Source organism: Marvinbryantia sp. (genome assembly GCF_047017445.1).
GTDB lineage: Bacteria > Bacillota > Clostridia > Lachnospirales > Lachnospiraceae > Marvinbryantia.
In genome coordinates, this window is the sequence record NZ_JBKXTT010000017.1 from 1 (window position 1) to 25220 (window position 25220).

A 25220-nucleotide genomic window follows, 5' to 3' on the forward strand; every position below is an offset into this window, starting at 1 on the left:
CTGTCTGTCTGTCTGTCTGTCTACAGATTATCTCATTTGGCAGCATCATGCGCAACCCTTTCCTGGAAAAATTCCTGTCTCGTGACAGTTTTGATGTGACGCTATTATAATATTTTTCTGTCTTTATTTCCATAGGGGCGGCACGAATCGTTAAAAATCCGGCACGAATTGTAACTTTCATCCCGCAGACAGACAGTCAACTGCTTACAGCAATCCCGCACCGGAAGCTTCCACGCTGCCTTTATTCTCTCCCTGCGCCTCCTGTCCGCACAATATAAAGCTGACTTTGGCTTTACAGGTTCATCTTCGGAGTAGAATCCTCCGCAATATCCCTGTTTTTCCGCCTTTTTCCAATTCTTCGATTCAGCAAAATTCTTCCCATTTATGTAAATCCTTTTTCTAACAAGTGCAATATTTTTCTCGTGTCCCTTTAAAGGCACTCAACAGTATTTTCTTCACTTCCATATCATCTTTAAAGACGTACATCCAGACTGAAAAGAATCCGCTGGATTTCGCCAGCATTTCTATTTGTTCTAAATACTCCTGTCTCTGGGCTGATTCTCTGACTTTATCCCAGCCACGTTTACTGGACAGTGCATAGTTACGGGCTTCGTTTCTCGTGGCATAGCGCCGGTCCTTCACCGTCGGAGTGATCGGGATATTATCTAATTTCAGGAGCCTGAACAGGTTCTCTGCTTTCTCTTTTACACCCTTTTCCTGACTTTGCAAATATTCCTCATTCAATCCAGGAATATCCATGTCGTAAGAAAACGCATGAAATGTATCGTCTTCGTCCGGCCATAGGTATTTTCCCTTATCTCCTTTTGCCACGATCGTGCTTTTACGAGTGTTACAATATTTACAGGAAAGCAGTAAATTTTCCCATGCCAGCTCTTCCCCGCCTCTGGCCCTTGCTTCTTTGTGCTCTACCTCTGGCACATGATTGATTGGGAATTCACAAAAAGAGCAATATGGCCCTACTCGTTCTTCCAGATACGGCTCTGCTTCCTGGTACTTTTTAAACACCTTGTCCGGAGTTTCTCCTTTATTCACTGGTCTCATTCATCCATCTCCACTGTTTTCTCCAGGTACTTCTGCTTCATCCATGCGCTGTATGCGGGATTATCGCTATATTCTGCGGAAAGAACATCCAGCCGCTCTTTCAGTTCCTGTAACCTTTCTTTCGACACATTGCCTTTCAGCGCATGAAAATATTCTTCTGCAGCCTGATACATTTTTAGTTTCTTCTCACTATATTGCGCTACTGGAACCATCATAATATCTTCTGCAATATCCTCTATGCTCTGCCCCGAATACTCTTCGTCTAAAATCGTATCTAACGCAATCAATTCGCCCGGTTCTAAAGACTGGATAATAAACGGAGAATGAGTAGCACATATAAACTGTACTTTGGGAAATAATTCTTTCAAAATGCGTACAATCCGTCTCTGCCATGTCGGATGCAGGCTTAAATCCAATTCATCAATAACAACCACACCCGGAGTTTTTTTCAAAGTGTCTTTACCCAGGTATGGATTTAATATACACATTTTGGTCGCTATATCCGTTACTATTTTAATGACATTTCTGTATCCATCACTTAATGCCGAAAAATTGATTACCGTGCCATCCGGATTCTTCACAGCGATTTCTCCATATCTTGATGAATATAACGCCTGCTGTCCCGGAGACATTTCTTCTTCCAGACTATATTTTACCGCATCCATAATCACCTCGTATGAGGGAAGTGGAATACCATCATTTTCTTCCGACGCCAGGCTTCCTAATAACTTGATATACTCAAATGATGTTTGATTTCCTCTTTTCGGATCAAGGCATCTTTGATAAGCATCTGTTCTTCCTGGAATTTTATCGATCTCCCCTGTACGGTTCTCATTCCACAGTCTTGCAGAACTCAGATATAGTACCAGCGGATATATTTGACCTTCATCTGAACCGTCTGCTGCTTTTATCGCTTTTTCCCATTCCGCAACCATTTCCCGCATAGGATTTTGTCCAATAAATTTTGTCCGTCCGCCTTCTTTTTCCAGCGTCCTTACGCATTCCACTGTTTTGCTGTCCCACATAATCTGACTGCTGACAGTACAGGGGAACTGTTTTACCGATGCTGTAACAGCAACATTTTTCACCGGTTTTAATGCCTTCATTAAAACATCATTATCTGAAATATTATGCCCGAATCTGCTTGGCACATATTCTTTAAAAGCAGTCAGATATGCGCCCAAAATAACCGTAGCAGCTTCTAAAACCGTAGTTTTCCCTGATGCGTTCTTTCCGATAAAAATATTCATCCTGGGATTAAGTTCATATGTAGAATTGCTAAACCTTCTAAAATTTAACAGTTCTATATTTTTTAAATAAAATCTCTCCATGGCATCCTCCATGTATCCAGACTGCTAAAAACCTTTTTCAATTTTGTAGTTTCACCATTCATCTTGCTATATAGTATAACCATTTACACAACTAAAATCAATATTCCAAATAAATTGGTATATCACTCTTGCCGGTAAACTGCAATTATGCTAAACTGTGCGTGGACGCAGATACGCTAAACTGTGTGTGGCGCAGGGCGCAGGTACGCTGAGCTGTACGTGGGCGCAGAGTTTTCCCGCAAATTTTCCCCGGCATACCAGCGGAACCGGATTTTTTTAGTAGCACATATTATAATAAGGAGACTTTTATTTATGAGATTATTGATTATCAGACACGGAGATCCTGATTATGAGCATGATACATTGACCGAGCGCGGCTGGAAGGAAGCAAAGGCCCTTGCCGCCCGTATTGCGCCGATGGATATCAAAGATATTTATGTTTCTGTTCTTGGCAGAGCGCGCGATACCGCCTCCTGCAGCTTAAAGGCAATGAACCGCACCGCCACCGCGGAGTGCGACTGGATGCGGGAGTTTCCGGCAATTCTGGAATTTAAAGAGGGGGATCCCCTTCTTTCTGCATATCCGGGCGCCCGTCAGCGCGAGGACGGCACCCTTTACGCTCCTGTAATCTGGGATATCCTGCCTGATTACTGGACGAAGCATGAAGAATATTATCACAAAACCAACTGGAGACAAAGCGAGATCTGTACACAAAGTAATATGATACAATGCTACGATTATGTCACAAAGAATTTTGACGCGCTGCTCGCAGAGCACGGATATGAACGCTGCGGCAATCTGTATCATGTCACAAAAGCCAATACAGACACGCTTGCTTTTTTCTGCCACTTTGGGCTGGAGTGTGTTCTTCTGTCCCACCTGCTGGGAATCTCTCCGTTTGTGCTCTGGCATGGAACAGCGTTCGCTCCGACCAGCGTGAGCACCATTTACACCGAAGAACGTCAGAAAGGCATTGCCTCTTTCCGTGCGGCACAGCTTGGAGACATTTCCCATCTGTACACGGCAGGCATGGAACCCTCGTTTTCCGCACGCTTTTGTGAAACATATGACGACGATTTGCAGAGACATTAAGATCTGTTCTGCACGGATTCCTGTTTTGCATAAAGTTCTATTTTACATAAATTCCTGTGCAGCACAAATTTCTATTCTGCATAAATTCCTGTGCAGCACAAATTCCTGTACAGCGGGGTTTTTGCTGCACAGGAATTTTTTACTGCTCTCCTTTTCTCCCCGCCAGCACCAGACCGCTTGTCAGCGCCGTAAACGGCGCCACTGTCACAAGCCCGAAGCTGCCGACCAGAGTATCCAGAATTTCTGAGGAAATGTATTTATAATTCAAAATGTTGTCCAGCGGCGTTCCCTGCGCCATAAATACCATCAAAAGCGCAATGCTCCCGCCGGAATATGCAAGAAGCAATGTCGTCGTCATCGTCCCCATGGCAGCTCTGCCTACGGTCATACCGGAGAGAATTGCTTCTTTTTTGGTGATATCCGGCTTTTTGAGAACAACCTCCTGCACAGCGCTGGTGATATCGACCGACAGATCCATCACCGCGCCAGAAGCCCCGATAAAAATACTTGCCATAAAAATCTGCGTCAGATTCAAATGCTCATAGCCGCTATAGATGAGGCTTTCCGAATTCGTCATGATCGCGCCGTGAATGCGGAATGCGTCCGTGAAGATCATTCCGAGCACGCAGGTTGTCAGAATCCCCAGAAACGAACCCGACACCGCTGCAAACGAGCGCCGGTCAAACCCATACACCAGCGTGATGATCATAATAGTCAAAAACAATACGATACCTAAGCCAAGCAGCACCGGCTGCATACCGTTTAAATATGCCGGAACCAGTACCTTCCATATGGTCAGCACCGTCAGCACAAACGACAAAATTGCGCGGATCCCGCTTACCCCGGCGAAAACAAAAAGTAACACTACAAAGCATCCGGCAAGGATTGCTTCTTTATCGATGCGGTAATGGTCGATCAGATTGACAGAGAGGATTTCTTCCCCCTTGTGGCTGATCACCACCAATACCCGGTCGCCCGGCACAAAAATTTTGTCAGTCTGCAGCGAACCGGTCAGCATATTTACGCCTTCCGCCTCCTGTCCTTGAAACATTCCACCCTCAAACCGCACCCTGCAGCTCTGCTCCCCGGATTTAATCAGTCCGGTACTGATGATCTTGCTGTCATCCACCGAAACAACCTCTGCGCTGCAGCGCTCTGTTCCTTTATAAATGACTGCATCCTCATATCCGGTCGGCAGAAATAAAAGAACCGCTATCAGCAGGAGGCTGAAAACAACCGGAAGCTGATAGCTGATCCCTTTTTTACTCTTTTGAAAAAACTTCATTAAGTTACTCTACACCTGTGAGGGCTGCCATATTGTTGTAAATATCCGTATTATCGTAATAGCCCTCAAACAAGTCCTGCCCTGCGCCGAGTGCAAATACCGGAACCGGAAGACCGGTATGCGCATAAGACGAGAAGCTGATGCCGGATTTGTTGTTTAAAATATGTGTGATGGTTACAGAAAGCGGCTCATAGGTTCCGTACAGGAGATATTCTTCCTGGGTCATTTCATCTTTCTTGCCTTTTCCTGATTCCAGTGTCCTGTTATACGCATCTTCCAGTTTTCCATACTCATATTCTGTAAGTACCAGTTTGGAATCCTCAGTCGCATCCGGATCGTCCGCCGTCATAAGTCCGAAATTTTCTTTAATGTCTTTCAGCACCTCTTCAAACGGTGTCTGGTTCTCCTTGTATCCCGCCACATAATCCGAGTCAAACTTTGCATAAGAAATCTTCTGGTTCGTCAGATTTGTGAGATATGTATCATAATCTGTACCTGCAAAACCAATCGTCAGACCGCCGGTTTCATGGTCGCCTGTTACCAGAATCAGCGTCTCTTCCGGATGCTCGTTGTAAAATTCCACTGCGCTCGCCACTGCTTCACTTAATGCATATGTGTCATTGATCGTCGAACCAGCGTCATTTGCGTGACATGCCCAGTCGATCTTTCCGCCTTCTACCATCATGAAAAAGCCGTTTTCGTTGTCAAGTACTTCTATTCCCTTGTCCACATAATCTTTCAGCTGCCATTCGCCCTCTGCCGCATCCAGGTCATAAGACATCGCATCGGAATCCGCCAGCGTCTCGGCAACCACAATTGCCTTGCCATCTTCAGCAGTGAGTGCTTCTGCCTCAGCCTGTGTTTTGATAACCTTGTAGCCCGCGCTTTCCGCTACCTGATATGCATCGTCTTTCGGATCGTCCTCTTTTCCTGTCGGATCGAGCAGCGCGCCGCCTGCGAAATAATCAAATCCACTCTCAACAAGCTCCATGGAAATATCATAATAACTGTTTCTGGATGCCTGGTGTGCATAAAATGCCGCCGGAGTTGCATGGTTTAAGTTTACGCTCGTAACAATTCCTATTTTGTAGTCCTTCTGAGCCTTCAGCTTTTCCGCGATCGTCTCAAACGGAATCGTCATCGTCGTATCCATATTGATCGTACCGCTGTAGGTCTTGTTTCCCGTCGCGATAGAGGTCGCTGTCGACGCGGAATCCGGTGCGAATGAGGTACTGTCAAAGGTCTGCGCTGTGCCTACCACCGGAAAATTCATAAAGGAAAGTGCTGTCGTCTCGATCCCGCCGTCGCTTGCGGTTGTCCCAAGATAATCTGCCGTCGTCTGGATCTGCGGAAAGCTCATACCGTCTCCGATAAACAGGAAAATATACTTCGGCGCTGCCGCTTCCTCTGCCGCCCCTGCGCTGACTGCCGGAATCCCTGCGATCGCCGGAACTGCCATGCACATGGATAATAACATTGCCATAATCTGCTTTTTCTTCATCATATCCTCCTAAAATAATGTTTTTTGCGCATATGGCACGTTCTGAAGCCTATTGCATTACCTGATTTCTTCTGTCTTTCAGAACATCGTGCTCTGCGCTGTGTACGATATTATTTTAGTGATGATATGTAAATTGCAATATCCTCCGACTGTAAATGTCACGTAAAAAATATGTGTAAATTTATTCTTATGATTTATGCAGCCTCTGCTTCCTGCTGCACTTCAGTTTCCTGGTACATTTTCATATACTGCGCAAGCGCCGCGTCACTTTCCACAGCTTCCTCATATGCCTGCTGCGCCAGATTAATCAATGTCTGTCCCTCTTCGCTGCTTCGTACGCTTTCAATGAGCTGCAGCACCAGCTCATCCTCTGAAGCATCAGAGAACTGCAGGCTCCCATCCTCGTCTGTCTGCAGATATGCCCAGGAAAGGCTCGGAACCGATGTGTCAATTTCTTCCAGTGACACCTCGTATGCGGCATAAACGAAATAGCTGCCGTCTGTTACCCCTGCCTGCGACCAGGTGTGGAGATTGCTGTATTCTTTTTCCGCATCACTCTTCTCATTATAATATGAGGACATCACTGCAAAAATCACATCCTCATCCTGCGCAAGCTCCTGAAACTTATTGGAATCCAGGCTTTTCCCAAATAATTCTACCGCTGTTGTCTCTGCATTCTCTGTTCCCGCTGTGTTTCCTGTCTCCCCTGCGTTTTCTGTACGTTCCGCCTGTGTCGCTTCCATCTCTCCTGTGGGATCCTTTCCCATGCTTTGAAACCGTGCAATCAAAAGACCTGCAAAAATAATTATAAGTAACACCAGGATGCGCCGCAGTATCCTGTTTACATGCGCTGTCCTCTCTCTGTTTTCTCTGTTCCCTCTATTCTCTCTGTCTTTTCTGCGTTCTCTATTCTCTCTGTTTTCTTTACTCTCTCTGCCCATGCCCTGCTCTCCTCATATCTCTTCTATATCTATTCGTATTTTATCTGACCACTTTATATAAAATAATTCTTGAAGAAAAATTGAAAACATCATTTTCTCTAAGGTTTCACAGATTTTTCACAAAAATACGTTTTTTTCAACCCTTTTTCAATTTGGTTGTGATATGTTATATAATATTACAATTAATACCAGGAGCACATACATGAACATATTGGTAATCGAAGACGAACTGCATTTAAAAGAAGCGCTCACCGCAGCCCTGAGAAAAGAAGGCTATCCGACAGACAGCGCTTCCGATGGCATCAGCGGTCTTGAGCTTGCACTCAGCAGCCGCTATGACGTGATCATTCTGGATCTGATGCTGCCCGGAATGGACGGCTATCAGGTTCTGCAGCAGATTCGCCGGGAAAAAATAGGATCTGCGGTTATTATTTTGTCGGCAAAGTCCGAGCTGGAGGACAAAATTACCGGGCTCGATTTTGGTGCGGATGATTATCTGACGAAACCGTTCCAGATGAAGGAATTATTTGCAAGAATCCGCGCCGTCACCAGACGCCACGGCGAGGTTGTCCGGGATGAGCTTGTTTTTTGTGACCTTTACTTAAATATACGCACGTTCACGCTTTCCTCATCTGCCACATCACATACGCTGACGCTTGGGAGCAAGGAATTTCAACTTATGGAATATCTGATGCGAAATCCGAAGCAGGTGATTTCCAGAAGCCAGATCACAGAAAAAATATGGGGCTATGATTCGGAAGTGGAGTACAATAACGTGGATGTGTATATCTCTTTCCTGCGCAAAAAGCTGAAACACACCGGTGCGCATGTAGAGATACGCGCCATCCGCGGCATCGGCTACAGTCTCCAGGAAGCAGGTGCAGATTTATGATTAAAAAACTGGAACGGAAAATTCAATGGACAATCTTTCTCATTCTGACAGTGACGACGCTTGGCATTTTTCTGACGATCAATGTCACAAATTACCAGTCACTCGTTGCACAGGAACGCACATTTCTTCAGAGAATAGGAACCTATACGAAAAAAGCGCCGGATAATCTGCAGCCCAAATCACTTTCCGCAGAGAACGCCGCGCCAGAGCCGGATCCCAGCCTTCCGCAAATTGACGTGATGGAGTCAGATCCCAGCCTTCCGCAAATCGACATGGCGGAGCCAGATCCCAGCCTTCCGCAAATCGACATGGCGGAGCCAGATCCCAGCCTTCCGCAAATCGACATGGCGGAGCCAGATCCCAGCCTTCCGCAAATCAACATGGCGGAATCAAATTCCACGCTCCCGCAAATTGACATGATGGAGCCAGATCCCGGCCTTCCGCAAATCGACATGGCGGAACCAAAGCACGATTCTGCCCTCACAGCGGAACCGGAAGCAGAAACATCCGACGCACAGGATCTGTCTAAAACATCCGACGCGCAGGATCAGAAGAAAGGGGATGAAACGCTCCACGAATTTTACAACAGCTATATTGTGCAGATTTCCGCCGACGGCACAGTGACAGTCACAGCCTACGAAAACGCTGCCTATACAGAAGAGGAAATTACTGCTATCGCACAGGAGTTGCTTGCGTCCGGCGAGCAGGAAGGAATGTATAAAGATCTTCGGTTTCTTGTAAAAACGCTCCCGGACAAAAAAGAAATTGTTTTTCTGAAAAGTCTTGCGCAGAGCCGTTTTCTTGCTTCTTTTGTGCGCTCTCTGACGCTGTGCCTTTTTCTGATGGTGCTGTTCTTTCTGGCGGCGCGAATACTCTCGCGCAGAATTGTGCTGCCTGTCAGGGACGCATTTAATAAGCAAAAACAATTTATATCAGACGCAAGTCATGAGCTGAAAACACCGATCACGGTAATTAATGCAAATATTGATCTTCTTCGCACAGAAATCGGGGAAAATAAATGGATGGATTATATTGAAGCGGAGGGGCAGCGCATGACCGCACTTATCACAAATCTTCTGACGCTTTCCCGTATAAGCTCCGAGGAATCGACAGTCGGAGATAGCGCACACTTTTGTGAATTTGACCTGAGCAGCGCGCTGCTTGGCACGGCGCTGTCATTTGAGAGCCTTGCGTTTGAGCACGGCATCTCCTATGACGTCGCCATCGCGGAAAATCTTTGCTGCACAGGCTGCGAGACAGAAATCCGCCAGCTTGCCGCTATTTTGCTGGACAACGCCATGAAGTACACCTCCCCGAACGGCAGCGTGCGAATCACCCTGCAGAGCTGCACGGTCTCGGAGGGACGCAGCCTCACCCTCAGACGCCGCCCCCGGCGCATTGCGCTTCTGGAGGTTTCCAACACCGGCGCAGAAATCCCCAGAGAAGAGCTGGAGAAAATTTTTGACCGTTTTTACCGCACCGATAAATCACGAAACCGCGCGAGCGGCGGCTTCGGGCTTGGACTTGCGATCGCAAAATCCATCGCTGAAAAGCATGGCGGTGAAATTCTTGTGGAAAGCCGCGGCGGATGGACAACCTTTTCCGCCAGAATCCCTCTCTGAACACGATCCGGCTGATTCTATATCTCCGGCGACGTTCACAGACTGCCTTTTGGGAAGAAAATTTCACTATGCTCAAAAACTACAGGATCGGCTCAATGACTGCCCGGAAATATCGGTCTAATTCCTCTGGCGTTTGCTTCATTCGGCCTTTAATCCACCACAGCACCATTTCTACAAAGCTGCCGGAAATATGGTTGACTAGAAAGTCCTGCGGAATATTCGTATTGTTTTTCCTGTTTTGATTGACAAACTGATCTTGTATCAATTCGTTTAAGCTGTCTTTAAAATACCGCAGGAAAAGTTCGCTGCTTTCGCAGGAAAGCAATTCGAGGATATTATTTTCATCTTCCTGCAGGTGATGTAATAAATGACAGAATACAGACTCCGGCGCATTTCTGTCGGAATATAATCCGTGCGTGTGGGTGCGATCCATTGCGCTGCTGATAATATGGCCGAAAAGTTCTTCACATAAGGCTTTCAGCAGATCGTCTTTTGTTTCAAAGTGTGCATAAAATGTTGTCCGGCCAACATTTGCAGTATCAATAATTTCCTGTACCGTAATTTTGTTATAGCTTTTTTCCGCCAGGAGCGTACTGAATGCAGAAAAAATAGCTGCCCTTGTTTTCTGCTGTCGTCTGTCCATTTCTTAAATAGCTACCTCTTTCCGTACAATTTTTCAAAAATGTTCCATACGAAACACGGGGACAATATTATCCGTTGTATTTCATTTGTTCCCTGCTTACAATAAAAGAGAACAAAGTGTTCGTTATTGAATTTATTGTACGGCAGCTGCAGGCAAGTGTCAAGCAGGTTCGCTATGGATCGGAGGAATTATGATGTTAAAGAAGCTCAATAATTTTCTGGCGGGATGGCCTATGACAATGATCGGCGGCGTCTTTTTAATTTTCAGCTTTGTCCTGCCAAAAGCAGGCGTAAACCTGCCTGTTGCCCCCGCATGGGCGACCATTATCATAAGCGGCATACCGCTTTTGTATCTGGCAATATGGCGAATGATCCACAATCCCGGTATCAGCAAAATATCATCTGCTCTTTTGATTTGCATCGCCATGTTCGCCGCTATTGCAATCGGAGATTTGTTTGCGGCAGGAGAAGTTGTGTTCATTATGGCAGTCGGCGCGCTTTTGGAGGAAGCCACAACCAACCGGGCAAAAAAGGCCTCAAAAAGCTGATTCGTCTTGCGCCGACAAAGGGACGCAAGCTAAATGACGGGAAAGAAGAAATGATACCGGCAGAGGAAATCCGGCAGGGAGATCTGCTGCGTATTCTGCCCGGCGAAACGATCCCGGTTGACGGAACGATCATAAATGGCGAAACCTCGGTTGACCAGTCTATTATGACAGGAGAATCCCTTCCGGTGGACAAAGGTGTGGGGGAAGAAGTGTTTTGCGGTACCATCAACCGCTTTGGTTCGATTGATATTTCGGCAACAAAAGTGGGAGAAAACAGTTCTTTGCAAACAATGATCCGCATGGTGCAGGACGCAGAGAATAAACAGGCTCCCATGCAGAGAATCGCCGACAGGGCTGCAAGCTGGCTGGTTCCTGTTGCCCTGCTTATCGCAATTTGGGCCTATGTATTCACCGGGAATATTATTACCGCAGTCACCGTGTTAGTTGTGTTCTGCCCCTGCGCCCTTGTATTGGCAACGCCTACCGCAATCATGGCAGCAATCGGTCAGGCAACAAAACATGGTGTGATCATCAAGTCCGGAGAGGCCCTTGAAAAAATGGGAAAGGTGGATACGATTGCTTTTGATAAAACCGGTACTTTAACCTATGGCCGCTTAGATGTCAGCGATATAATTTCTTTTGATGAGGCGATCAGTGAAACAGACTTGCTTTCTCTGGCCGCTTCCGCTGAAGCCAAAAGCGAGCACCCGCTGGGAAAAGCGATTGTTGCATATGCAAAGGCGAAAGAAATTCCATTGGCAGAATCAACTGCTTTCAGCATGACTGCCGGCAAAGGGATTTTTGCAGAGATAGACAACCACAGGCTGCTTTGCGGCAATGAAAAATATCTCACCGAAAGTGGTGTTTCGATTGATACCAGGGTTCATTTCGCATTGGAACGGCTGCGTACACAGGGAAAGGCTTCTATTCTTGTAGCGGAAGGCCAAAAAAGTATCGGTGTTATCGCACTTTCTGATGTGCTGCGTCCGGAAGCGAAAGACATGGTTTCCCGTCTTTCGGATATGCACATCCGTACTGTTTTGCTTACCGGCGATCATCAAAAAACGGCTGATTATTTTGCACAGCAGGTTGGTATCTCTGAAGTCCGGGCAGAACTTTTGCCGGAAGAAAAAGTGCAGAGCATTGAGAAATTGCAGGCAGAAAATCACAGGGTCTGCATGATCGGCGACGGTGTCAACGATGCGCCGGCTTTGAAAACCGCCGATGTAAGCGTGGCTATGGGAAGCATGGGAAGCGACATTGCCGTTGACGCCGCGGAAGTTGCCCTGATGAGTGATGACATTTCAAAAATTCCGTATTTGAAGCGGCTGTCTAATGCAACGGTTAAGACCATCAAAGCCAGCATTACCCTGTCTATGTGTATTAACTTTGTGGCGATCGTGCTGTCGCTCATGGAAGTATTAACACCCACCACCGGAGCGCTGGTACACAACGCCGGTTCCTGTTTCGTTGTGCTGATCGCTGCGCTGCTTTATGACAGGAAATTCGAATAAAAAGATTCAGATGGAAATAGGAATTGACGATGAACAATTTTCCGTCACAAAAGGAGAGAGTATACGATTCAGGGGTGATACGATTCACTCTTATCGAAATGCCGGAGCCGAAACCACGATTCTGCACATGATCCTGTATAATCCCTGAAAGGTCACCATATACAACAGGGGCCGCGATCTGCAGGAAATAGATCTCGCCCCCTGTATCTGCTTTTCTCAACATATAGAAATTTCTGCATAAGAAAATCCCTAAAAGATTACTCTCTCAGGGCTTACTACTATTCATACTATATGACGCATTACTTTATGTATTGCAGATCTCCATTTCTTAACATTTGAAATTTTCCATCATATAGATCATCAAACACCTGTTGTATAGGTACTCTTATACGTTGATATCCTGATGTAGACCAAACCCTATACTCCGTCTGATTCTTCAAAAAGGCAGACAACCTATTGTAATATTCCTGCATTTCGGATTTGTCATGCCCCATCTTCATCAACTTATAAAAAACTCCTAAAATACTAATACAATGAACAGGCTTTGTTAAACCGGCTATACTTCGCCTTGCTCTGAAATCGTCAGAACAAAATACATATACCCGATTACTATGAATAATCTCCATCATTTGGATTAGTACGTAGGTCTTTTTCTCTCCCAAACCATTCTGAGAAGGAACACCATCATCGCATGTTTTTAATACTGCAAGAAATATTTCCACATCTTCCAAATTATCTATATCACTCATCGAGCCATAGTATTTTTCGAAAAATCCAGTATTAAATGTATCACAACTTGTCTGTAACAATGTTAGATACATGTTTGTTGCAGATGTGCCATATATTTTTCCAAGTTCTGTTACTATGTCACGGTCTGAATATATTTTTACTGTTCCACTCTGAATTTTATCTTCGAGCCATGGGTTCGGATCAGGAACCACTTCGTGTCTGGTCAGTTCCTCTTTAATCATTTCGTGACAGAAAAACTCATAATCCGTAAACTCTATTACAAAATCTGTTAAGGTGTGGTTCGCTGCATTTCTTGCTACATGCGATTTGTACAAAAAGTCCGTATCCAGCAAGGCATATTTCTTGTCAACTCCCATAGACATTACCTCACTGTTTTCTTAAACGTTTTACAATTTCATCTAATCTGATCTTATCACTCTCTAATCGTTCATCACGAACTGCTTCAAATTGTTCAACATCGTACATAAGCTCTGATAAACTCCCAAATCTAATGAAATTATTAGGAATTTCCTGCCATCTTGCAGCTTTTCCTGTAAGCTCCATTTGTTTTTCAATTTCTGTCACATCAATCTGCAATAACATCCTTGCCGCCTTTATATCAATTTTATCCTCTTCAAAAAGCCGAAGCACTGCAGCCTTGTATGGAATTGCAAAAATATCCATTATTTTAAGAACTGTTTGTACAGAAATATTTTTATAGGATAAATTATACACATCTGTCTGTTCATCAAGGCGATCCTTTGGTGCTAATAAAATCGCAGCAAAAGCATTTGCTTCCATATCCTCAATTTCTTTTGCTTCTTCATCTATAGTATTAGCTTCCAAGATTGAACCTGATTGCAACAAAATTGGATCGTTTCCTTCAAAATAACAATAAATATGATACAACTCATGTGCTGCTGCAAAGATTTGCTTCGATAATGGCAGAGATGAATTAATCATTACAAACATACGCCCCTGGCGAATAAATGTACATGCGCATAATTCCGCATCTCCAATTGGATATCTCAACATATCAAATGGCATATCGTGACGCGCCGCATAATTCTCCAACACATTAAAAATATCATCCTGGATAATATTGTTTTTATTATAAAGTGAATTGAAGCTTGTTGCACATTCACTTATTTTTATGTATTTTTTTCTGTCTCTAACAAACAGACTGTTATCCAAAACCCGGCACATAACTTTACGCCTCCCATGGCTTCATCATTTCCTCAGCATTTTCACGAGTACGTGCATAAAAACAAATAAGATCTGCAATCTCATCTGCAATTTTCAGTCCTTCTTTTGCTTCCTGCGATTCCACTTTACCCATAAATGCTTTTACTGCATTTGTTTCCGGAATAACCTCTGGAACCTTAACCAGACTTTCCATGGAAACATTAAGAAATTCTGATATTTTCTGCAGTTCAATAGCATTAATTATTCTTGCACCACTAAGCATCTTGCTTACAATCTGCTTAGACACCCCCAGATAACCTGCGAGGTCAACCTGCTTTTTTTCACTCTGCTTCATAATATTTATAATATTGTTACTGATAATCTCATTCATATTTACCATCACAGCTACCTCCAGCATAATTTAGAGTATTATTCTCCCTTATACACCTTCATTATATTCAGGAGGATTCCAGAAGTCAATATTTTCTTGACTTTTATCGTCTTTTCTCTTGATAGAGTTCTGTTTTTAGATACATTTCAAACGTTGTATCAACATTTCAAGTAATTTTGACTTTTTGCTCGCAACAAGGTCTTTCTGATTGCTCCTGTTGTCTGTCTCGTAGTTGTCCGAGTACCTTCCCAATGTCTCCATTAATACAGATAGAGCGTTCTCTGATTTCCGCTGGTGCGCAGGCTTCTCCATAATTGATGCAGGCATAGACCGCCTTTGGGCTCTCTGCCGTCATACGCCAGAAAGAAAATTTCACTATGCCGGGAGTATTGGCTCCAACCCCCAATTCAAGATAAAGTACTCTTAATCCTTCATGCCGGCGCACAAAATCTGAATATCTGCCCTGTGCGGCATACCAGCCTTCATCCTGCACAAAAGTATTATCGCAGCGCAAATTCATAGTCATTGGTTTTCCGCATACAGGACAATGAGGAACCAGTTCAGATGGAATCCGCATATTGTTTTGTTCTTTCAGCATTTGCAGAACAGTTTCTTTATTGTCGTATGTTTTTTCATGACATGGGTCGGAACATTGCCACAGCCCGTAATCTCCCTGGGTATAAAACAATCTCTTTTTGTCAAATCCCGCTTTCTGAAAACAATGATCCACGTTCGTTGTAAGCACGAAATAGTCCTTGTCTTTCACAGTTTCCAGCAATTTCTGATAAACCGGTTTTGGAATGTCTACATAACGGTTATAATAAATATGACGGCTCCACCATGCCCAATATTCCTCAGGAGAAGAATACGGGTAAAACCCGCCGGAATACATATCACGGATCCCATACTTTTCTGCAAAATCTCCAAAATATTTTTGGAAACGCTCCCCGCCGTAAGTAAATCCGGCCGAAGCGGAAAGACCGGAACCTGCCCCGATCAGCACTGCATCCGCCTGCCGAAACTCTATTTGTAATTGTTCAATCTGCTGTGAGTAGCTTTCTGTAGATTTCTTTGTCAAAATCTTTGAAAACACAAAATATCACCTCTTTTCAATTACCTGTTTCGGACAGATTTCCGCGCAACGCCCACAGTGCAGGCAGTGATTCTGAGCGATCACAACTGGTTTTTGGGAAATATCAATACATTTCTGTGGACAGACAGAGTAACATAACTTACAGCCGATACATCCCTCACCCACAAAATAGCCTCCCTGCTTCTTCTGAATATTTCCAACCACAAAGCTGTCCCGCGTCACACAGGAAGGATCGCTGATGTCAAAAAACTCCCCTTCCGCTTCATAAACCGCAAAAACCTCCAGCGCACTGCGGGTATCTTCCGGATAGATCTGCTGCATATAAGGATTCTTTTCAAAAATCTCATCCAGCTTTTCACTTCCTATATTGGTAACCTCTCCCCGCAATGAAATAGAATATTTATCCTTTGTGGCAGACAGGGAAATATATTTCTGCTTCATCAACTGTTCATAAAATGCCTTTCCTTTTGCTGTCAGGAAGTAGACTCCCTTGTCATCCCACAGCATCATATCAATCACACGGGTCTGCGGATGTCCGTCAGCGCCGATCGTTGCAATCACAGCAGAATGTATCTGCTCCACCAGTAATCTCAAATAATCTTTTGTCTGCATTTGAAGCACTCCTTTCAACGGTTCCCCTTCAGCACAGGTACCAGGCGCTTATAAACCATTATAGTAAACGCTCCGATCACCAGTCCCTTTAACAGGTTAAATGGAAAAGCATTATATAATACAACATCCAGTTTCGTATTAATAAACGGAATAAACATTCCGAAAGATTCAATGAGCTGATCCATTGGCATAAACCCTTCAAACATGGGAAGGAGGATAAAATAATTTGCAATCGCTGCCGTAATCCCCATGACTACACTCCCGACAATGCAGGAAACCACTGCTGTTTTTTTCGTTTTATGCCATTTATAGATAAGGCCCGCAGTCAGGACATAAGAGGAACCCATCAGAAAATTGGCAAGCTCTCCCACGCCTCCTGTAGAAGTTGATAACAACTGAAGGCCGTTTTTTACAAGTTCAATCATCACTCCGATAGACGGGCCAAATGCAAATGCCCCGATCAGAGCGGGAAAATCAGATAAATCCATTCTTGCGAAAGGCGGCGAAAGCGGCACCGGAAATTCCGCAAAAGCCATAATATACGATATTGCGGCAAGCATGGCCGTCATAGTGATTTTTCTTACTGCTGGTGTTGTATTCTGTTTTTTTACTGATAATGATATCGTTTTACTCATAATTCTCCTGTATGAGATATGATTGTGCTTAAGAGAAGATCCCCGCAGGTTCTTTTTCTGCGGGGCTTCTCCTGTCATATCTTCTTCCATCCGGACTATTACCGTCGGTAGTGGAATTTCTCCACATCAGCCGTTTATTTTCTTAAAATTCATAAGGCGGCTTGCCGGAAAAATCTGCGATCACACCATGCGGATCTTCCAGATAGAAAACCTCAAAAATCGGGTTATCCGCGGTCTGATACTGTCCCTTGACGATCGGGTTTGCGATGCACATTTCCTTTGCAGCCATGTTATTTTCAAATACCGCCTTGCCATGCAGACGAATCCATGCATAGGACGGACTGGAAACAGAAATCTCAATCTCAGGATTCTCCAGCATATCCTTGTAAACATCCTTTGTGTTGTTAGTGCAGAACCACAGCTTCCCGTCCATTTCTCCGGAAAACATGAACGGGCGGCATTTTGCTTTTCCATCACGTCCTACGGTTGCCAGATACTGAACCGGGTTCTCATTTAAAAATTCAATTACTTTCTTCATTGTACTTACCTCCAAATTGGTTTTATTTTGTTTGTTGGCTCTCGCCTTTGTTGATCATATTGTAGCAATCCTTCTCTTTTCTGTGAAGTACGCACAATATTGTGGTATAGTTACCAGCAGGAAACCATGCTTTCCCGAACTGTTTTTTCCTCTTTTCGTTCGGAATCGCTTGCTTTTCCTTCCTGATGCTCTTATAATAAAACCGTACCACCATTTCGTAAAGTAAGCACAATATTGTGCCATAGTTACCTATAAGATACCATGAAAGCGAGGAGTGTTTTATATGGAGACCCCAAAAGAAATTGCCAGTAAACCGGCAAAGACATTACCGGATTGTCCGGTGGAGACAACTTTAACCTTAATCAGTGATAAATGGAAAGTATTGATCCTGCGGGATTTATTGCCCGGAACCAAACGCTTCGGAGAATTAAAAAAATCCATCGGACACGTGTCGCAGAAGGTTCTGACTGCGCAGCTTCGCCAGATGGAAGAAAGCGGTCTGGTTATCCGTACCGTTTTCCCGGAAGTTCCTCCCCATGTAGAATACACACTGACAGAGCTTGGTTACAGTCTCAAGCCCATTTTGGATTCCATGTGGGATTGGGGCGAAAATTACAAAGCTAAAAATTCACAATAACCGGCATCCCCGGATTTTCCGGGTTCTCTTAACATACCAACTTATTTTTGATATGAATTAACCAAGGGCTCGACAGCAGAATCTGCCGTCAAGCCCCATCAATTATCATAAAAGATCTTTCAGTCTTTAAGCAGCCGCCTATAGATCTCATAATCCATGTCTTTGAAAACATTGAATACTACCGCCGGTCCGGTCTGATCTTTCTTCCGGCATTCTTTTACCGTCTGTACTGCTATTTCCGCCGCCAGCTCATTCGGAAAATGGAATTCTCCCGTTGAAATGCAGCAAAATGCAATGCTTTTCAATCCATTAGCATCTGCAAGCTCCATGCAGGAGCGGTAGCAATCCGCCAGTGATGCGCAGTCCGCATCGGTCACTCTTCCATAAATAACAGGTCCTACTGTATGCAGAACATAGCGGCACGGGAGATTGTACGCTTTTGTTATTTTTGCTTTTCCAACAGGCTCCGGCGTTTTCTGTGCCTCCATAATACGTGCGCACTCCAGGCGAAGCTGGATTCCTGCAGCGGAGTGGACCGCATTATCAATACAGCCGTGGCAGGGCACAAAGCAGCCAAGAAGAGCGCTGTTGGCGGCATTTACAATTCCATCCGTCTTTAGCGCTGTGATATCGCCCTGCCACAAATAAATTCCCTTTTGCACGGGGACGAAATCCGCCAGAGAAATGAGACGCTTTTTCTTTTGCTCCGCCTGCAGATAAGCATCCTGTATATCCAGGAAATCTTTTCCGATCGCTTTCGCAGGGCGGATATTCATGAGGGAGCGCAATAGTCTTTTCTGCTCCGTCTCTTCATCCGGCACCTCTATATTCTTCAAATCATCGTTTTCCTTTTTCAGATAATCTATAAGATAGATCAGCCTCTCCTGCTGTGTCATAACGTCCTCCTCACCGCTCCCTGCACACATCCACCCATCCGCAGCTCCGGGAATATTTCTCCAGCTCCGCGGGCGTCAGCTCGACCGCACTGTGCGCGTCGCCGCCTGCAGGATATACGATTTCAAAACGTTTCAGAGACACGTCCATGTATACCGGAACGTGTTCCCTGATCGCAAACGGGCAGACGCCGCCCGGCGCATGTCCGATATACTGCTCCACCAGGTCGCCCGGTATCATCTTCGCCTTCTGATGAAATTGTTCCTTAAACTTTTTGTTATCTATCTTTACATCGCCCGCTGTGATGATCAGGATCGCCTCATCTCCCAGCAAAAACGACATTGTTTTCGCGATCCGCGCCGGTTCGCAGCCAAGTGCCTGCGCCGCCAGCTCCACCGTGGCGCTTGATTCATGAAATACCTTTAATCTATCCAGAATTCCTTCCGTTTCCAGATATGCTTTTACTCTCTCCAGTGACATTTTTCATTCTCCTCATTCTTTCGCAGACTCTTTACATAGCGATTATTTTGAGCCATGCCTTTGCAATAACTCAGCTATTAACATTTTATCAGAAGTTGTCATTTAAGTCTATCAGAAAAGGAGATTCCTGTTTTTCCGATTATTCCACCTTCATCATCCGGTAACCCACACCAATGTGGGTCTGGATATACTGCGCAGAATCCGGCGATGGCTCCAGTTTTTTTCTCAGCGTTGCCATAAAGACGCGGAGGGAAGCAATATCATTATCCCAGCTCCGTCCCCAGATATTTTGTGTGATAAAGGTGTGCGTCAATACCTTTCCCACATTCTTGGACAGCAGACACAGCAACTTATACTCAATCGGTGTCAGGTGCAGCTCCTGGCCATCCAGATATGCGCATCCGCCGGCATAGTCTACCTTCAGTTTTCCATTGACAAAGACAGAGCTCGCCGCCAGTATCTCCGCCGTCATATAGGAAAGCCTTCTTTGCGTGACCCGAAGTCGTGCCAGCAGTTCTTCCACAGAAAAAGGCTTGGTCAGGTAATCGTCAGCGCCGGCATCCAGCGCCTCGATCTTATCGTTATCCTCGCTGCGGGCGCTGATAACGATAATCGGCAGATTTGACCACGAACGGATATTTTGGATTACCTGTACGCCGTCCATATCCGGCAGGCCAAGATCCAATAAGACAATATCCGGATTATGGGAAGATGCTTCGAGAATTGCAGCTTCTCCATTCGCTGCGACCAGATAGCGATAATCATTGGTTTTTAATGTCGTTGTAATCAGGTTGCGTACCGGAGGGTCATCCTCCACAACCAATATTAAAGGTTTATTCATGCAGTTCAACCTCCCCTGCTGGTAATGTAAATGTAAAGACGGTTCCTTTCGGGTCATGATCGGTTACCCATATAGTTCCTCCGTGAGCAGTGACAATGGATTTGCACAGCGAAAGGCCCAGCCCGAGACTTCTTCGGCTGTCTGCAATTTTATTGGCTCCGCTGTAAAACATATCAAAAATATGCGGCTTTTGGTCATCGGGAATGCCCGGACCATCGTCAGAAACAGAAACAACGACCTGATGTGACTCTTTGTTCTTCTCCGTATGGATTTCGATCACTGAGCCGGGCGGTGTATACTTGATGGCATTATCCAGCAAATTGATGATAACCTGGACAATCAGTTTAGCATCAATGCTTGCGAGGATCAACTCCTCAGAGGAGCTGACATGGATGATATGTTCCTTACTTTTGCGGTTGATATGCCGCAGAGCTTCTGAGACCACTTCATCCATCAGCTCCACAGTCTGCGTCAGATGAACCTGGCCGCCCTCGATTCTGGTAATTGCCAGCAGATTCTCTACCAGATTGATCAGCCACATGGAATCGTCATAAATGTCTGTAAACGTCCGTTTTCTCGTAGCATCATCCATTTTTTGATAGTTAGCCAGCAGGTTGTCGGCGTTCCCGGAAATGGACGTGAGCGGTGTACGCAGATCATGAGAAATAGCCCGAAGCAGGTTCGCACGAAGCTGCTCATTTCTGGCCAGAATTGCGGCTTCTTCTTTTTCCCGGGCGTTTTTGATGTTTTCTAATGCCAGGGCACACTCACCGAGAATAGACAGCAGGACGCTGTTTTCAAAAGAATCCAGAGGAATCTCGTTCATTGCAATTCCCACAACACCATACACCTGTCTGCCCACCCGAATGGCCAGATACAAGCATTTCGCGCTGGATAAAGTGTTGGTGGTCGCTCCGGCGTGCTTGTTGTTCCGCAGCACCCATGCGGCGACCGCTTTTTCATTTTCGGAAATCAATTCGCACTGATTACTGTCCGGCGTCCGAAAAATACTGGGAGAATCAAGCTCCTGCCCATTTGCCAGGTAGACCACAATATCCTTTCGCAGCAATTTCAGGAGCTGTCCCGCAGTAGCTTCTATAACTGCCTGCTCATCCGTTTCCCGTTGGAGAAGTTGATTCGTTTCAAACAAAATCTTTGTCCGATAGGCTGCATTGGCAGATTGTTTTGCATTATCTTTCAGACGTGTGGCAAGTGATCCGGTCAGCAACGCTACCATGAACATAATAGGAAACGTCACCAGGTAATTCGGATTGCTGAAGCGAAAGGTAAAGCGCGGAACGGTAAAGAAAAAATTAAACACCAGCACGCTTACAATAGACGCTATCGCCCCGCAAAAGCGGCTCGTTGTGATAACGGAGATAACCAAAACACCAAAAATATATACAGACACGATATTGGCCTCGGAAAAGCCCATCGTGTAAAACACATATCCGACTAAGGTGGAAGCCAGCAGGACGAGAATACTCTTTACCAGATCTCGAACCGGCATAGCGGTTACATGAAACATTTTATTCCTATGCTTCTGGCAGACAGTCCCGGACCCTGTATCCGGGATTACATGAATATCCAGATTGGGTGCGTTGGCAATCAAATGTTCCGTCAGCGTCGGCTTGCTGAATATACTTTTTCTCGTGGCCGTACTCCGCCCGATTACAATTTTAGAAACGCCGGAAAGCCTTGCAAATTCCGCGATCTGATAAGGAACATCCTCGCCGTAAACGGTCTCAATATGTGCGCCAAGCTGCCCTGCCAATCGGATATTATCCCGCAGGCGTTTCTTGTCATCTTCACTCATTTCGGCAGTGGCAGCCGTTTCCACGAAAAGAGCCGTAAAGTTTCCGCGGAACGCCCGTGCCATTCTGGCAGCGGTACGGATGATCTTCGCGTTGGATGGAGAGGACGAGAGGCACACCAAAATATGCTCATCAGTGTGATAATCGCCACGATTCTGAATCCTGGTACTCTCCGTCAGCAGGTTGACCCGATCCGCACAGCGGCGTAATGCAATTTCCCTCAAAGCGGTCAGATTTTCCACTGTAAAAAAGCCCGCTGCCGCCCGCTCTGCCTGCTCTTCCTGATAGATATTTCCGCTTGCCATGCGCTCCAGAAGCTCGGTCGGTTCGATATCCACCAGTTCCACCTGATCCGCCTGGTCAAATACAGAATCCGGAATACGCTCCCGCACCCAAATGCCAGTAATGGAAGCAACCGTGTCATTCAGGCTCTCAATATGCTGGACATTGACAGTAGTATAAACATCGATCCCGGCGTTCAAAAGTTCCTGCACATCCTGATAACGCTTGGCATGACGGCTGCCCTCGGCATTGGTATGCGCCAGTTCATCTACCAGGATCAGCCTCGGTTTCCGCTTCAGCGCACTGTCAATATCAAACTCCCGGAGGGTCATCTCACCATAAAACACCTGCTTTGCGGGAATCTGTTCAAGTCCCTCCAGGAGAGCCGAGGTCTGCGGTCTGGAATGAGGTTCAATATACCCGGCAACCACGTCGGCTCCATTTGCTTTCGCCAGATGCGCTGCCTGCAGCATGGCATAGGTTTTTCCTACGCCTGCGGCATAACCAAAGAAAATCTTCAGCTTGCCCCTCTTTTCACTTTCTGTATCATTTCGGATCGCTCTTAAAAGCTGATCCGGGTTTTGTCTTGGCATTTCCATTTGCACTCCTCCTTGCCATCCGGGCCCCTTCGCAAACGCTTCACTTTTTGAATTCCTATTTTCCCAGTGCAGGCGCAGCGAAGTAAGCTTCCAGACATTTCATAAAAGAACCGGCGGCAGTGTATGCGGCTTCACCAGGCCATAGCACCTTCTGACTGATATGTCCGTCTGCGATCGGTTCAATGGGCAGGCCGCCATATTTCATTATGACAGGCGTGTAATTCAGAGAGATTATTTTTGAATTATAATATATATGAGCGGGAATTTCAGCATTTCCCGGCAAAAAAATCACATCAAATTTCCCGGCAGAGAGTCCTTTCAGCAATTTTTCCTCTGATCCGCCAAAAATGCGAACAGATACCTCCGGGTACAATTTGGAATATTGCTCAAGGATACTGGTAATACTGTCTGCAACCATTGGATCACAAAAGCCCAGCCGCAGAGTATCCTCGCCGGATGAAAACTGCAATTCCTGCTTATGATGATCCGATTCAAGAAAACAATCCAGCTTTCCCATCAGAAACCAGCAAAAAGCAAAAATTGCTATAACCGCCGCAAGCAATAGCATATACTGCATAGTCTCACCTCCCAAGATGAAATGAGGAACGTAAAGCGGAGGAATGCTTATCTGGGGTCAAATACGGAAGTATTTCTGAATTTCTCTGTTTCGCCCAAGCACCAGCATCGTGCTCTTTGATTCCAGTGCCGCATTGGAAGAAACGGAAAGATCCAGATGACCGTTTTTTCTGATTCCCATAATGTTAATGTTGTATTTCTTACGAATATCGATCTGCCCAATGGTCTTGCCTGCCCAGGCTTCCGGAACCGGTATTTCAAAGATGGCATGTTCCTCGTCCAGCTCTATGTAATCTAAAATGTGATCGGCGCTGTAACGGATGGCTGTCCATTTTGCAAGCTGCTTTTCAGGGTAGACCACCTCGTCTGCACCGTTGCGCAGGAGAAACTTTGCCTGCACATCTCTGGCCGCCCTGGATACCACCATTTTTGCGCCAAGTTCTTTGAGCAGAGAGGTGGTTTCCAGAGAACTTTGAAAATCATTTCCAATGGCCACAATGCAGACGTCGTAATTTCTGATTCCCAGAGATTCCAGAAAAGCTGCGTTTGTGCTGTCACCGATCTGCGCATTTGTTACATAGGGCAGTACTGCATCTACCCGTTCCTCCACATGGTCTACCGCCATAACCTGATGTTTCAGTTCATTCAAGTGTATGGCAATATGCCGGCCAAATCGTCCTAACCCAATTAAAAGTATAGATTTCATCGTATGTTACCTCTTTCCTGCGCATTCCTACAGCACATCCAGGTAGCCCCACCCGGACAATGCAGCAAAATCATTATCTGGTCTTTATCATACGCTTCATCTGATAAAGAAGGTAAAAGAATATTTATATCCGTATTAAGACGGTATAAAGACGCCTCATTTCATAATACCATCCAGCATCAGGTTGACTCTGAGAACATTCACTGTTTCCTCGCCGAAAACTCCAAGGAACCTGCCTGATGTACACTGATCAATGACTGTACGCACCTCATCCTCCGTGATCCCTCTGGCATCGGCAATGCGTGCCGCCTGATATTCGGCAGCCGCCGGAGAGATATGTGGGTCGAGGCCGCTTCCGGAACAGGTGACCAGATCCACAGGGATCGCGGTTTCGTCCATATCAGGGTTAGCTGCCCGCAGCTTTTCTACCCGCTGCGCAACCAGCTCCTCATATTCCCCGCTGGCGGGGGAAAGATTGGATGGAGCCGCATACATCAGAATATTTCCGTCCCCGTCCTTATAAGTGGAAACATCAATGTTCATAATTCTGCCCCACATATGGGCATCGTCCATATATTGCTGGCCCAGAAGCTCGCAGCCGTACTTTTTGCCATCCACTTCAATGATGCTGCCGTTTGCCTTATCCGGGAAAAGTAATTGCGCCAGTCCGGTAACAACACCCGTGTAAAGAATGCCGCACACAACCGAAAAAATCAAAAAGATCATCAGAGCCTTCGGTAAAACCGACTTTACCATTTTCATAATTTTATGCCTCCTT

25 protein-coding genes are annotated in these 25220 nt (G+C 45.5%); 5 read left to right on the forward strand and 20 right to left on the reverse strand.

The window, feature by feature from the left end:
* Nucleotides 1-399 precede the first annotated feature (399 nt).
* Entirely contained in the window at nt 400-1062 is a 663-nt protein-coding gene (locus tag ACLU9Q_RS16380; protein WP_296832671.1) for an HNH endonuclease, read from the reverse strand.
* Nucleotides 1059-2393: an AAA family ATPase gene (locus ACLU9Q_RS16385; RefSeq protein ID WP_296832667.1), complete on the reverse strand. Its 1335-nt coding sequence runs from the start codon at nt 2391-2393 to the stop codon at nt 1059-1061. The genes ACLU9Q_RS16380 and ACLU9Q_RS16385 overlap by 4 nt, the downstream gene beginning before the upstream one ends.
* A 312-nt stretch (nt 2394-2705) precedes the next feature.
* On the opposite strand from ACLU9Q_RS16385, the gene ACLU9Q_RS16390 reads away from it, so the two are divergent.
* Nucleotides 2706-3485 carry a histidine phosphatase family protein gene (locus tag ACLU9Q_RS16390; protein WP_296832664.1) on the forward strand — a complete coding sequence of 260 codons (780 nt, stop codon included), beginning with the start codon at nt 2706-2708 and terminating at the stop codon, nt 3483-3485.
* Nucleotides 3486-3624: 139 nt separating this feature from the next.
* Here the strand turns inward: ACLU9Q_RS16390 and ACLU9Q_RS16395 are convergent, their stop codons facing one another.
* The 3 genes from ACLU9Q_RS16395 to ACLU9Q_RS16405 form a co-directional block, all read right to left on the reverse strand.
* Nucleotides 3625-4770, reverse strand: coding sequence for a YibE/F family protein (locus ACLU9Q_RS16395; protein ID WP_296832661.1), 1146 nt, complete (start codon nt 4768-4770; stop codon nt 3625-3627).
* A 4-nt stretch (nt 4771-4774) separates the two neighbouring features.
* Nucleotides 4775-6274, reverse strand: coding sequence for an alkaline phosphatase (locus ACLU9Q_RS16400; protein ID WP_296832659.1), 1500 nt, complete (start codon nt 6272-6274; stop codon nt 4775-4777).
* 191 nt (nt 6275-6465) lie between these two features.
* Nucleotides 6466-7212, reverse strand: coding sequence for a hypothetical protein (locus ACLU9Q_RS16405; RefSeq protein WP_296928315.1), 747 nt, complete (start codon nt 7210-7212; stop codon nt 6466-6468).
* 202 nt (nt 7213-7414) lie between these two features.
* On the opposite strand from ACLU9Q_RS16405, the gene ACLU9Q_RS16410 reads away from it, so the two are divergent.
* Together ACLU9Q_RS16410 and ACLU9Q_RS16415 are read left to right on the forward strand one after the other, a co-directional pair.
* Nucleotides 7415-8104 (forward strand): response regulator transcription factor, encoded by a 690-nt coding sequence (locus ACLU9Q_RS16410; RefSeq protein WP_296832652.1) that lies wholly within the window; start codon nt 7415-7417, stop codon nt 8102-8104.
* A complete protein-coding gene (locus tag ACLU9Q_RS16415) occupies nt 8101-9726 on the forward strand; it encodes an ATP-binding protein (RefSeq protein WP_412625652.1) in 1626 nt (541 codons plus the stop codon). The genes ACLU9Q_RS16410 and ACLU9Q_RS16415 overlap by 4 nt, the downstream gene beginning before the upstream one ends.
* Before the next feature lie 79 nt (nt 9727-9805).
* On the opposite strand, the gene ACLU9Q_RS16420 is transcribed toward ACLU9Q_RS16415, so the two are convergent.
* Nucleotides 9806-10369, reverse strand: coding sequence for a TetR/AcrR family transcriptional regulator (locus tag ACLU9Q_RS16420; protein WP_296832646.1), 564 nt, complete (start codon nt 10367-10369; stop codon nt 9806-9808).
* A 225-nt stretch (nt 10370-10594) separates the two neighbouring features.
* On the opposite strand from ACLU9Q_RS16420, the gene ACLU9Q_RS16425 reads away from it, so the two are divergent.
* Nucleotides 10595-12430 (forward strand): heavy metal translocating P-type ATPase, encoded by a 1836-nt coding sequence (locus tag ACLU9Q_RS16425; RefSeq protein ID WP_412625653.1) that lies wholly within the window; start codon nt 10595-10597, stop codon nt 12428-12430.
* Nucleotides 12431-12729: 299 nt separating this feature from the next.
* Here the strand turns inward: ACLU9Q_RS16425 and ACLU9Q_RS16430 are convergent, their stop codons facing one another.
* The 7 genes from ACLU9Q_RS16430 to ACLU9Q_RS16460 all read right to left on the reverse strand — a co-directional run bounded on the left by ACLU9Q_RS16430 (nt 12730) and on the right by ACLU9Q_RS16460 (nt 17613).
* The gene (locus ACLU9Q_RS16430) at nt 12730-13536 is read right to left on the reverse strand and encodes a hypothetical protein (RefSeq protein ID WP_412625654.1); all 807 of its coding nucleotides are present in this window, start codon (nt 13534-13536) and stop codon (nt 12730-12732) included.
* Between the two features lie 10 nt (nt 13537-13546).
* Nucleotides 13547-14365, reverse strand: coding sequence for an ImmA/IrrE family metallo-endopeptidase (locus ACLU9Q_RS16435; protein WP_412625655.1), 819 nt, complete (start codon nt 14363-14365; stop codon nt 13547-13549).
* 4 nt (nt 14366-14369) lie between these two features.
* On the reverse strand, nt 14370-14744 hold the full coding sequence (locus ACLU9Q_RS16440) for a helix-turn-helix domain-containing protein (RefSeq protein ID WP_412625656.1): 375 nt from the start codon (nt 14742-14744) through the stop codon (nt 14370-14372).
* A gap of 157 nt (nt 14745-14901) precedes the next feature.
* Nucleotides 14902-15828: an SIR2 family NAD-dependent protein deacylase gene (locus ACLU9Q_RS16445; RefSeq protein WP_296832634.1), complete on the reverse strand. Its 927-nt coding sequence runs from the start codon at nt 15826-15828 to the stop codon at nt 14902-14904.
* A 6-nt stretch (nt 15829-15834) separates the two neighbouring features.
* The gene (locus ACLU9Q_RS16450) at nt 15835-16440 is read right to left on the reverse strand and encodes a 4Fe-4S binding protein (RefSeq protein ID WP_296832631.1); all 606 of its coding nucleotides are present in this window, start codon (nt 16438-16440) and stop codon (nt 15835-15837) included.
* Nucleotides 16441-16454: 14 nt separating this feature from the next.
* Nucleotides 16455-17075 carry an ECF transporter S component gene (locus ACLU9Q_RS16455; protein ID WP_296908275.1) on the reverse strand — a complete coding sequence of 207 codons (621 nt, stop codon included), beginning with the start codon at nt 17073-17075 and terminating at the stop codon, nt 16455-16457.
* 142 nt (nt 17076-17217) lie between these two features.
* Complete coding sequence (locus ACLU9Q_RS16460) at nt 17218-17613, reverse strand: pyridoxamine 5'-phosphate oxidase family protein (RefSeq protein WP_296832626.1); 396 nt, start codon at nt 17611-17613, stop codon at nt 17218-17220.
* A 283-nt stretch (nt 17614-17896) separates the two neighbouring features.
* On the opposite strand from ACLU9Q_RS16460, the gene ACLU9Q_RS16465 reads away from it, so the two are divergent.
* The gene (locus ACLU9Q_RS16465) at nt 17897-18250 is read left to right on the forward strand and encodes a winged helix-turn-helix transcriptional regulator (protein ID WP_296832624.1); all 354 of its coding nucleotides are present in this window, start codon (nt 17897-17899) and stop codon (nt 18248-18250) included.
* 119 nt (nt 18251-18369) lie between these two features.
* On the opposite strand, the gene ACLU9Q_RS16470 is transcribed toward ACLU9Q_RS16465, so the two are convergent.
* From ACLU9Q_RS16470 to kdpC, 7 genes are all read right to left on the reverse strand, one after another.
* Nucleotides 18370-19146, reverse strand: coding sequence for a protein-ADP-ribose hydrolase (locus ACLU9Q_RS16470; RefSeq protein WP_412625657.1), 777 nt, complete (start codon nt 19144-19146; stop codon nt 18370-18372).
* 10 nt (nt 19147-19156) lie between these two features.
* Nucleotides 19157-19624 carry a YbaK/EbsC family protein gene (locus ACLU9Q_RS16475; RefSeq protein ID WP_296832621.1) on the reverse strand — a complete coding sequence of 156 codons (468 nt, stop codon included), beginning with the start codon at nt 19622-19624 and terminating at the stop codon, nt 19157-19159.
* Between the two features lie 139 nt (nt 19625-19763).
* Entirely contained in the window at nt 19764-20465 is a 702-nt protein-coding gene (locus ACLU9Q_RS16480; RefSeq protein ID WP_296832619.1) for a response regulator, read from the reverse strand.
* Nucleotides 20458-23160: a sensor histidine kinase gene (locus ACLU9Q_RS16485; protein ID WP_296832618.1), complete on the reverse strand. Its 2703-nt coding sequence runs from the start codon at nt 23158-23160 to the stop codon at nt 20458-20460. The genes ACLU9Q_RS16480 and ACLU9Q_RS16485 overlap by 8 nt, the downstream gene beginning before the upstream one ends.
* A gap of 55 nt (nt 23161-23215) precedes the next feature.
* Complete coding sequence (locus tag ACLU9Q_RS16490) at nt 23216-23737, reverse strand: LysR substrate-binding domain-containing protein (protein WP_296832616.1); 522 nt, start codon at nt 23735-23737, stop codon at nt 23216-23218.
* A gap of 57 nt (nt 23738-23794) precedes the next feature.
* Nucleotides 23795-24442 carry a potassium channel family protein gene (locus ACLU9Q_RS16495; protein WP_296832615.1) on the reverse strand — a complete coding sequence of 216 codons (648 nt, stop codon included), beginning with the start codon at nt 24440-24442 and terminating at the stop codon, nt 23795-23797.
* Between the two features lie 156 nt (nt 24443-24598).
* Nucleotides 24599-25204: a potassium-transporting ATPase subunit KdpC gene (gene kdpC, locus ACLU9Q_RS16500; protein ID WP_296832612.1), complete on the reverse strand. Its 606-nt coding sequence runs from the start codon at nt 25202-25204 to the stop codon at nt 24599-24601.
* Nucleotides 25205-25220 lie beyond the last annotated feature (16 nt).

Coding starts and splice junctions, on each gene's coding strand:
- ACLU9Q_RS16435 (WP_412625655.1), bottom strand. CDS start 14,365: ATGTGCCGGGTTTTGGATAACAGTCTGTTTGTTAGAGACAGAAAAAAA.
- ACLU9Q_RS16455 (WP_296908275.1), bottom strand. CDS start 17,075: ATGAGTAAAACGATATCATTATCAGTAAAAAAACAGAATACAACACCA.
- ACLU9Q_RS16440 (WP_412625656.1), bottom strand. CDS start 14,744: ATGGTAAATATGAATGAGATTATCAGTAACAATATTATAAATATTATG.
- ACLU9Q_RS16460 (WP_296832626.1), bottom strand. CDS start 17,613: ATGAAGAAAGTAATTGAATTTTTAAATGAGAACCCGGTTCAGTATCTG.
- ACLU9Q_RS16380 (WP_296832671.1), bottom strand. CDS start 1,062: ATGAGACCAGTGAATAAAGGAGAAACTCCGGACAAGGTGTTTAAAAAG.
- ACLU9Q_RS16430 (WP_412625654.1), bottom strand. CDS start 13,536: ATGGGAGTTGACAAGAAATATGCCTTGCTGGATACGGACTTTTTGTAC.
- ACLU9Q_RS16425 (WP_412625653.1), top strand. CDS start 10,595: ATGGCCTATGACAATGATCGGCGGCGTCTTTTTAATTTTCAGCTTTGT.
- ACLU9Q_RS16405 (WP_296928315.1), bottom strand. CDS start 7,212: ATGGGCAGAGAGAGTAAAGAAAACAGAGAGAATAGAGAACGCAGAAAA.
- ACLU9Q_RS16415 (WP_412625652.1), top strand. CDS start 8,101: ATGATTAAAAAACTGGAACGGAAAATTCAATGGACAATCTTTCTCATT.
- ACLU9Q_RS16420 (WP_296832646.1), bottom strand. CDS start 10,369: ATGGACAGACGACAGCAGAAAACAAGGGCAGCTATTTTTTCTGCATTC.
- ACLU9Q_RS16400 (WP_296832659.1), bottom strand. CDS start 6,274: ATGATGAAGAAAAAGCAGATTATGGCAATGTTATTATCCATGTGCATG.
- ACLU9Q_RS16390 (WP_296832664.1), top strand. CDS start 2,706: ATGAGATTATTGATTATCAGACACGGAGATCCTGATTATGAGCATGAT.
- ACLU9Q_RS16490 (WP_296832616.1), bottom strand. CDS start 23,737: ATGCAGTATATGCTATTGCTTGCGGCGGTTATAGCAATTTTTGCTTTT.
- ACLU9Q_RS16485 (WP_296832618.1), bottom strand. CDS start 23,160: ATGGAAATGCCAAGACAAAACCCGGATCAGCTTTTAAGAGCGATCCGA.
- ACLU9Q_RS16450 (WP_296832631.1), bottom strand. CDS start 16,440: ATGCAGACAAAAGATTATTTGAGATTACTGGTGGAGCAGATACATTCT.
- ACLU9Q_RS16410 (WP_296832652.1), top strand. CDS start 7,415: ATGAACATATTGGTAATCGAAGACGAACTGCATTTAAAAGAAGCGCTC.
- ACLU9Q_RS16465 (WP_296832624.1), top strand. CDS start 17,897: ATGGAGACCCCAAAAGAAATTGCCAGTAAACCGGCAAAGACATTACCG.
- ACLU9Q_RS16395 (WP_296832661.1), bottom strand. CDS start 4,770: ATGAAGTTTTTTCAAAAGAGTAAAAAAGGGATCAGCTATCAGCTTCCG.
- ACLU9Q_RS16385 (WP_296832667.1), bottom strand. CDS start 2,393: ATGGAGAGATTTTATTTAAAAAATATAGAACTGTTAAATTTTAGAAGG.
- ACLU9Q_RS16475 (WP_296832621.1), bottom strand. CDS start 19,624: ATGTCACTGGAGAGAGTAAAAGCATATCTGGAAACGGAAGGAATTCTG.
- ACLU9Q_RS16470 (WP_412625657.1), bottom strand. CDS start 19,146: ATGACACAGCAGGAGAGGCTGATCTATCTTATAGATTATCTGAAAAAG.
- ACLU9Q_RS16480 (WP_296832619.1), bottom strand. CDS start 20,465: ATGAATAAACCTTTAATATTGGTTGTGGAGGATGACCCTCCGGTACGC.
- ACLU9Q_RS16495 (WP_296832615.1), bottom strand. CDS start 24,442: ATGAAATCTATACTTTTAATTGGGTTAGGACGATTTGGCCGGCATATT.
- kdpC (WP_296832612.1), bottom strand. CDS start 25,204: ATGAAAATGGTAAAGTCGGTTTTACCGAAGGCTCTGATGATCTTTTTG.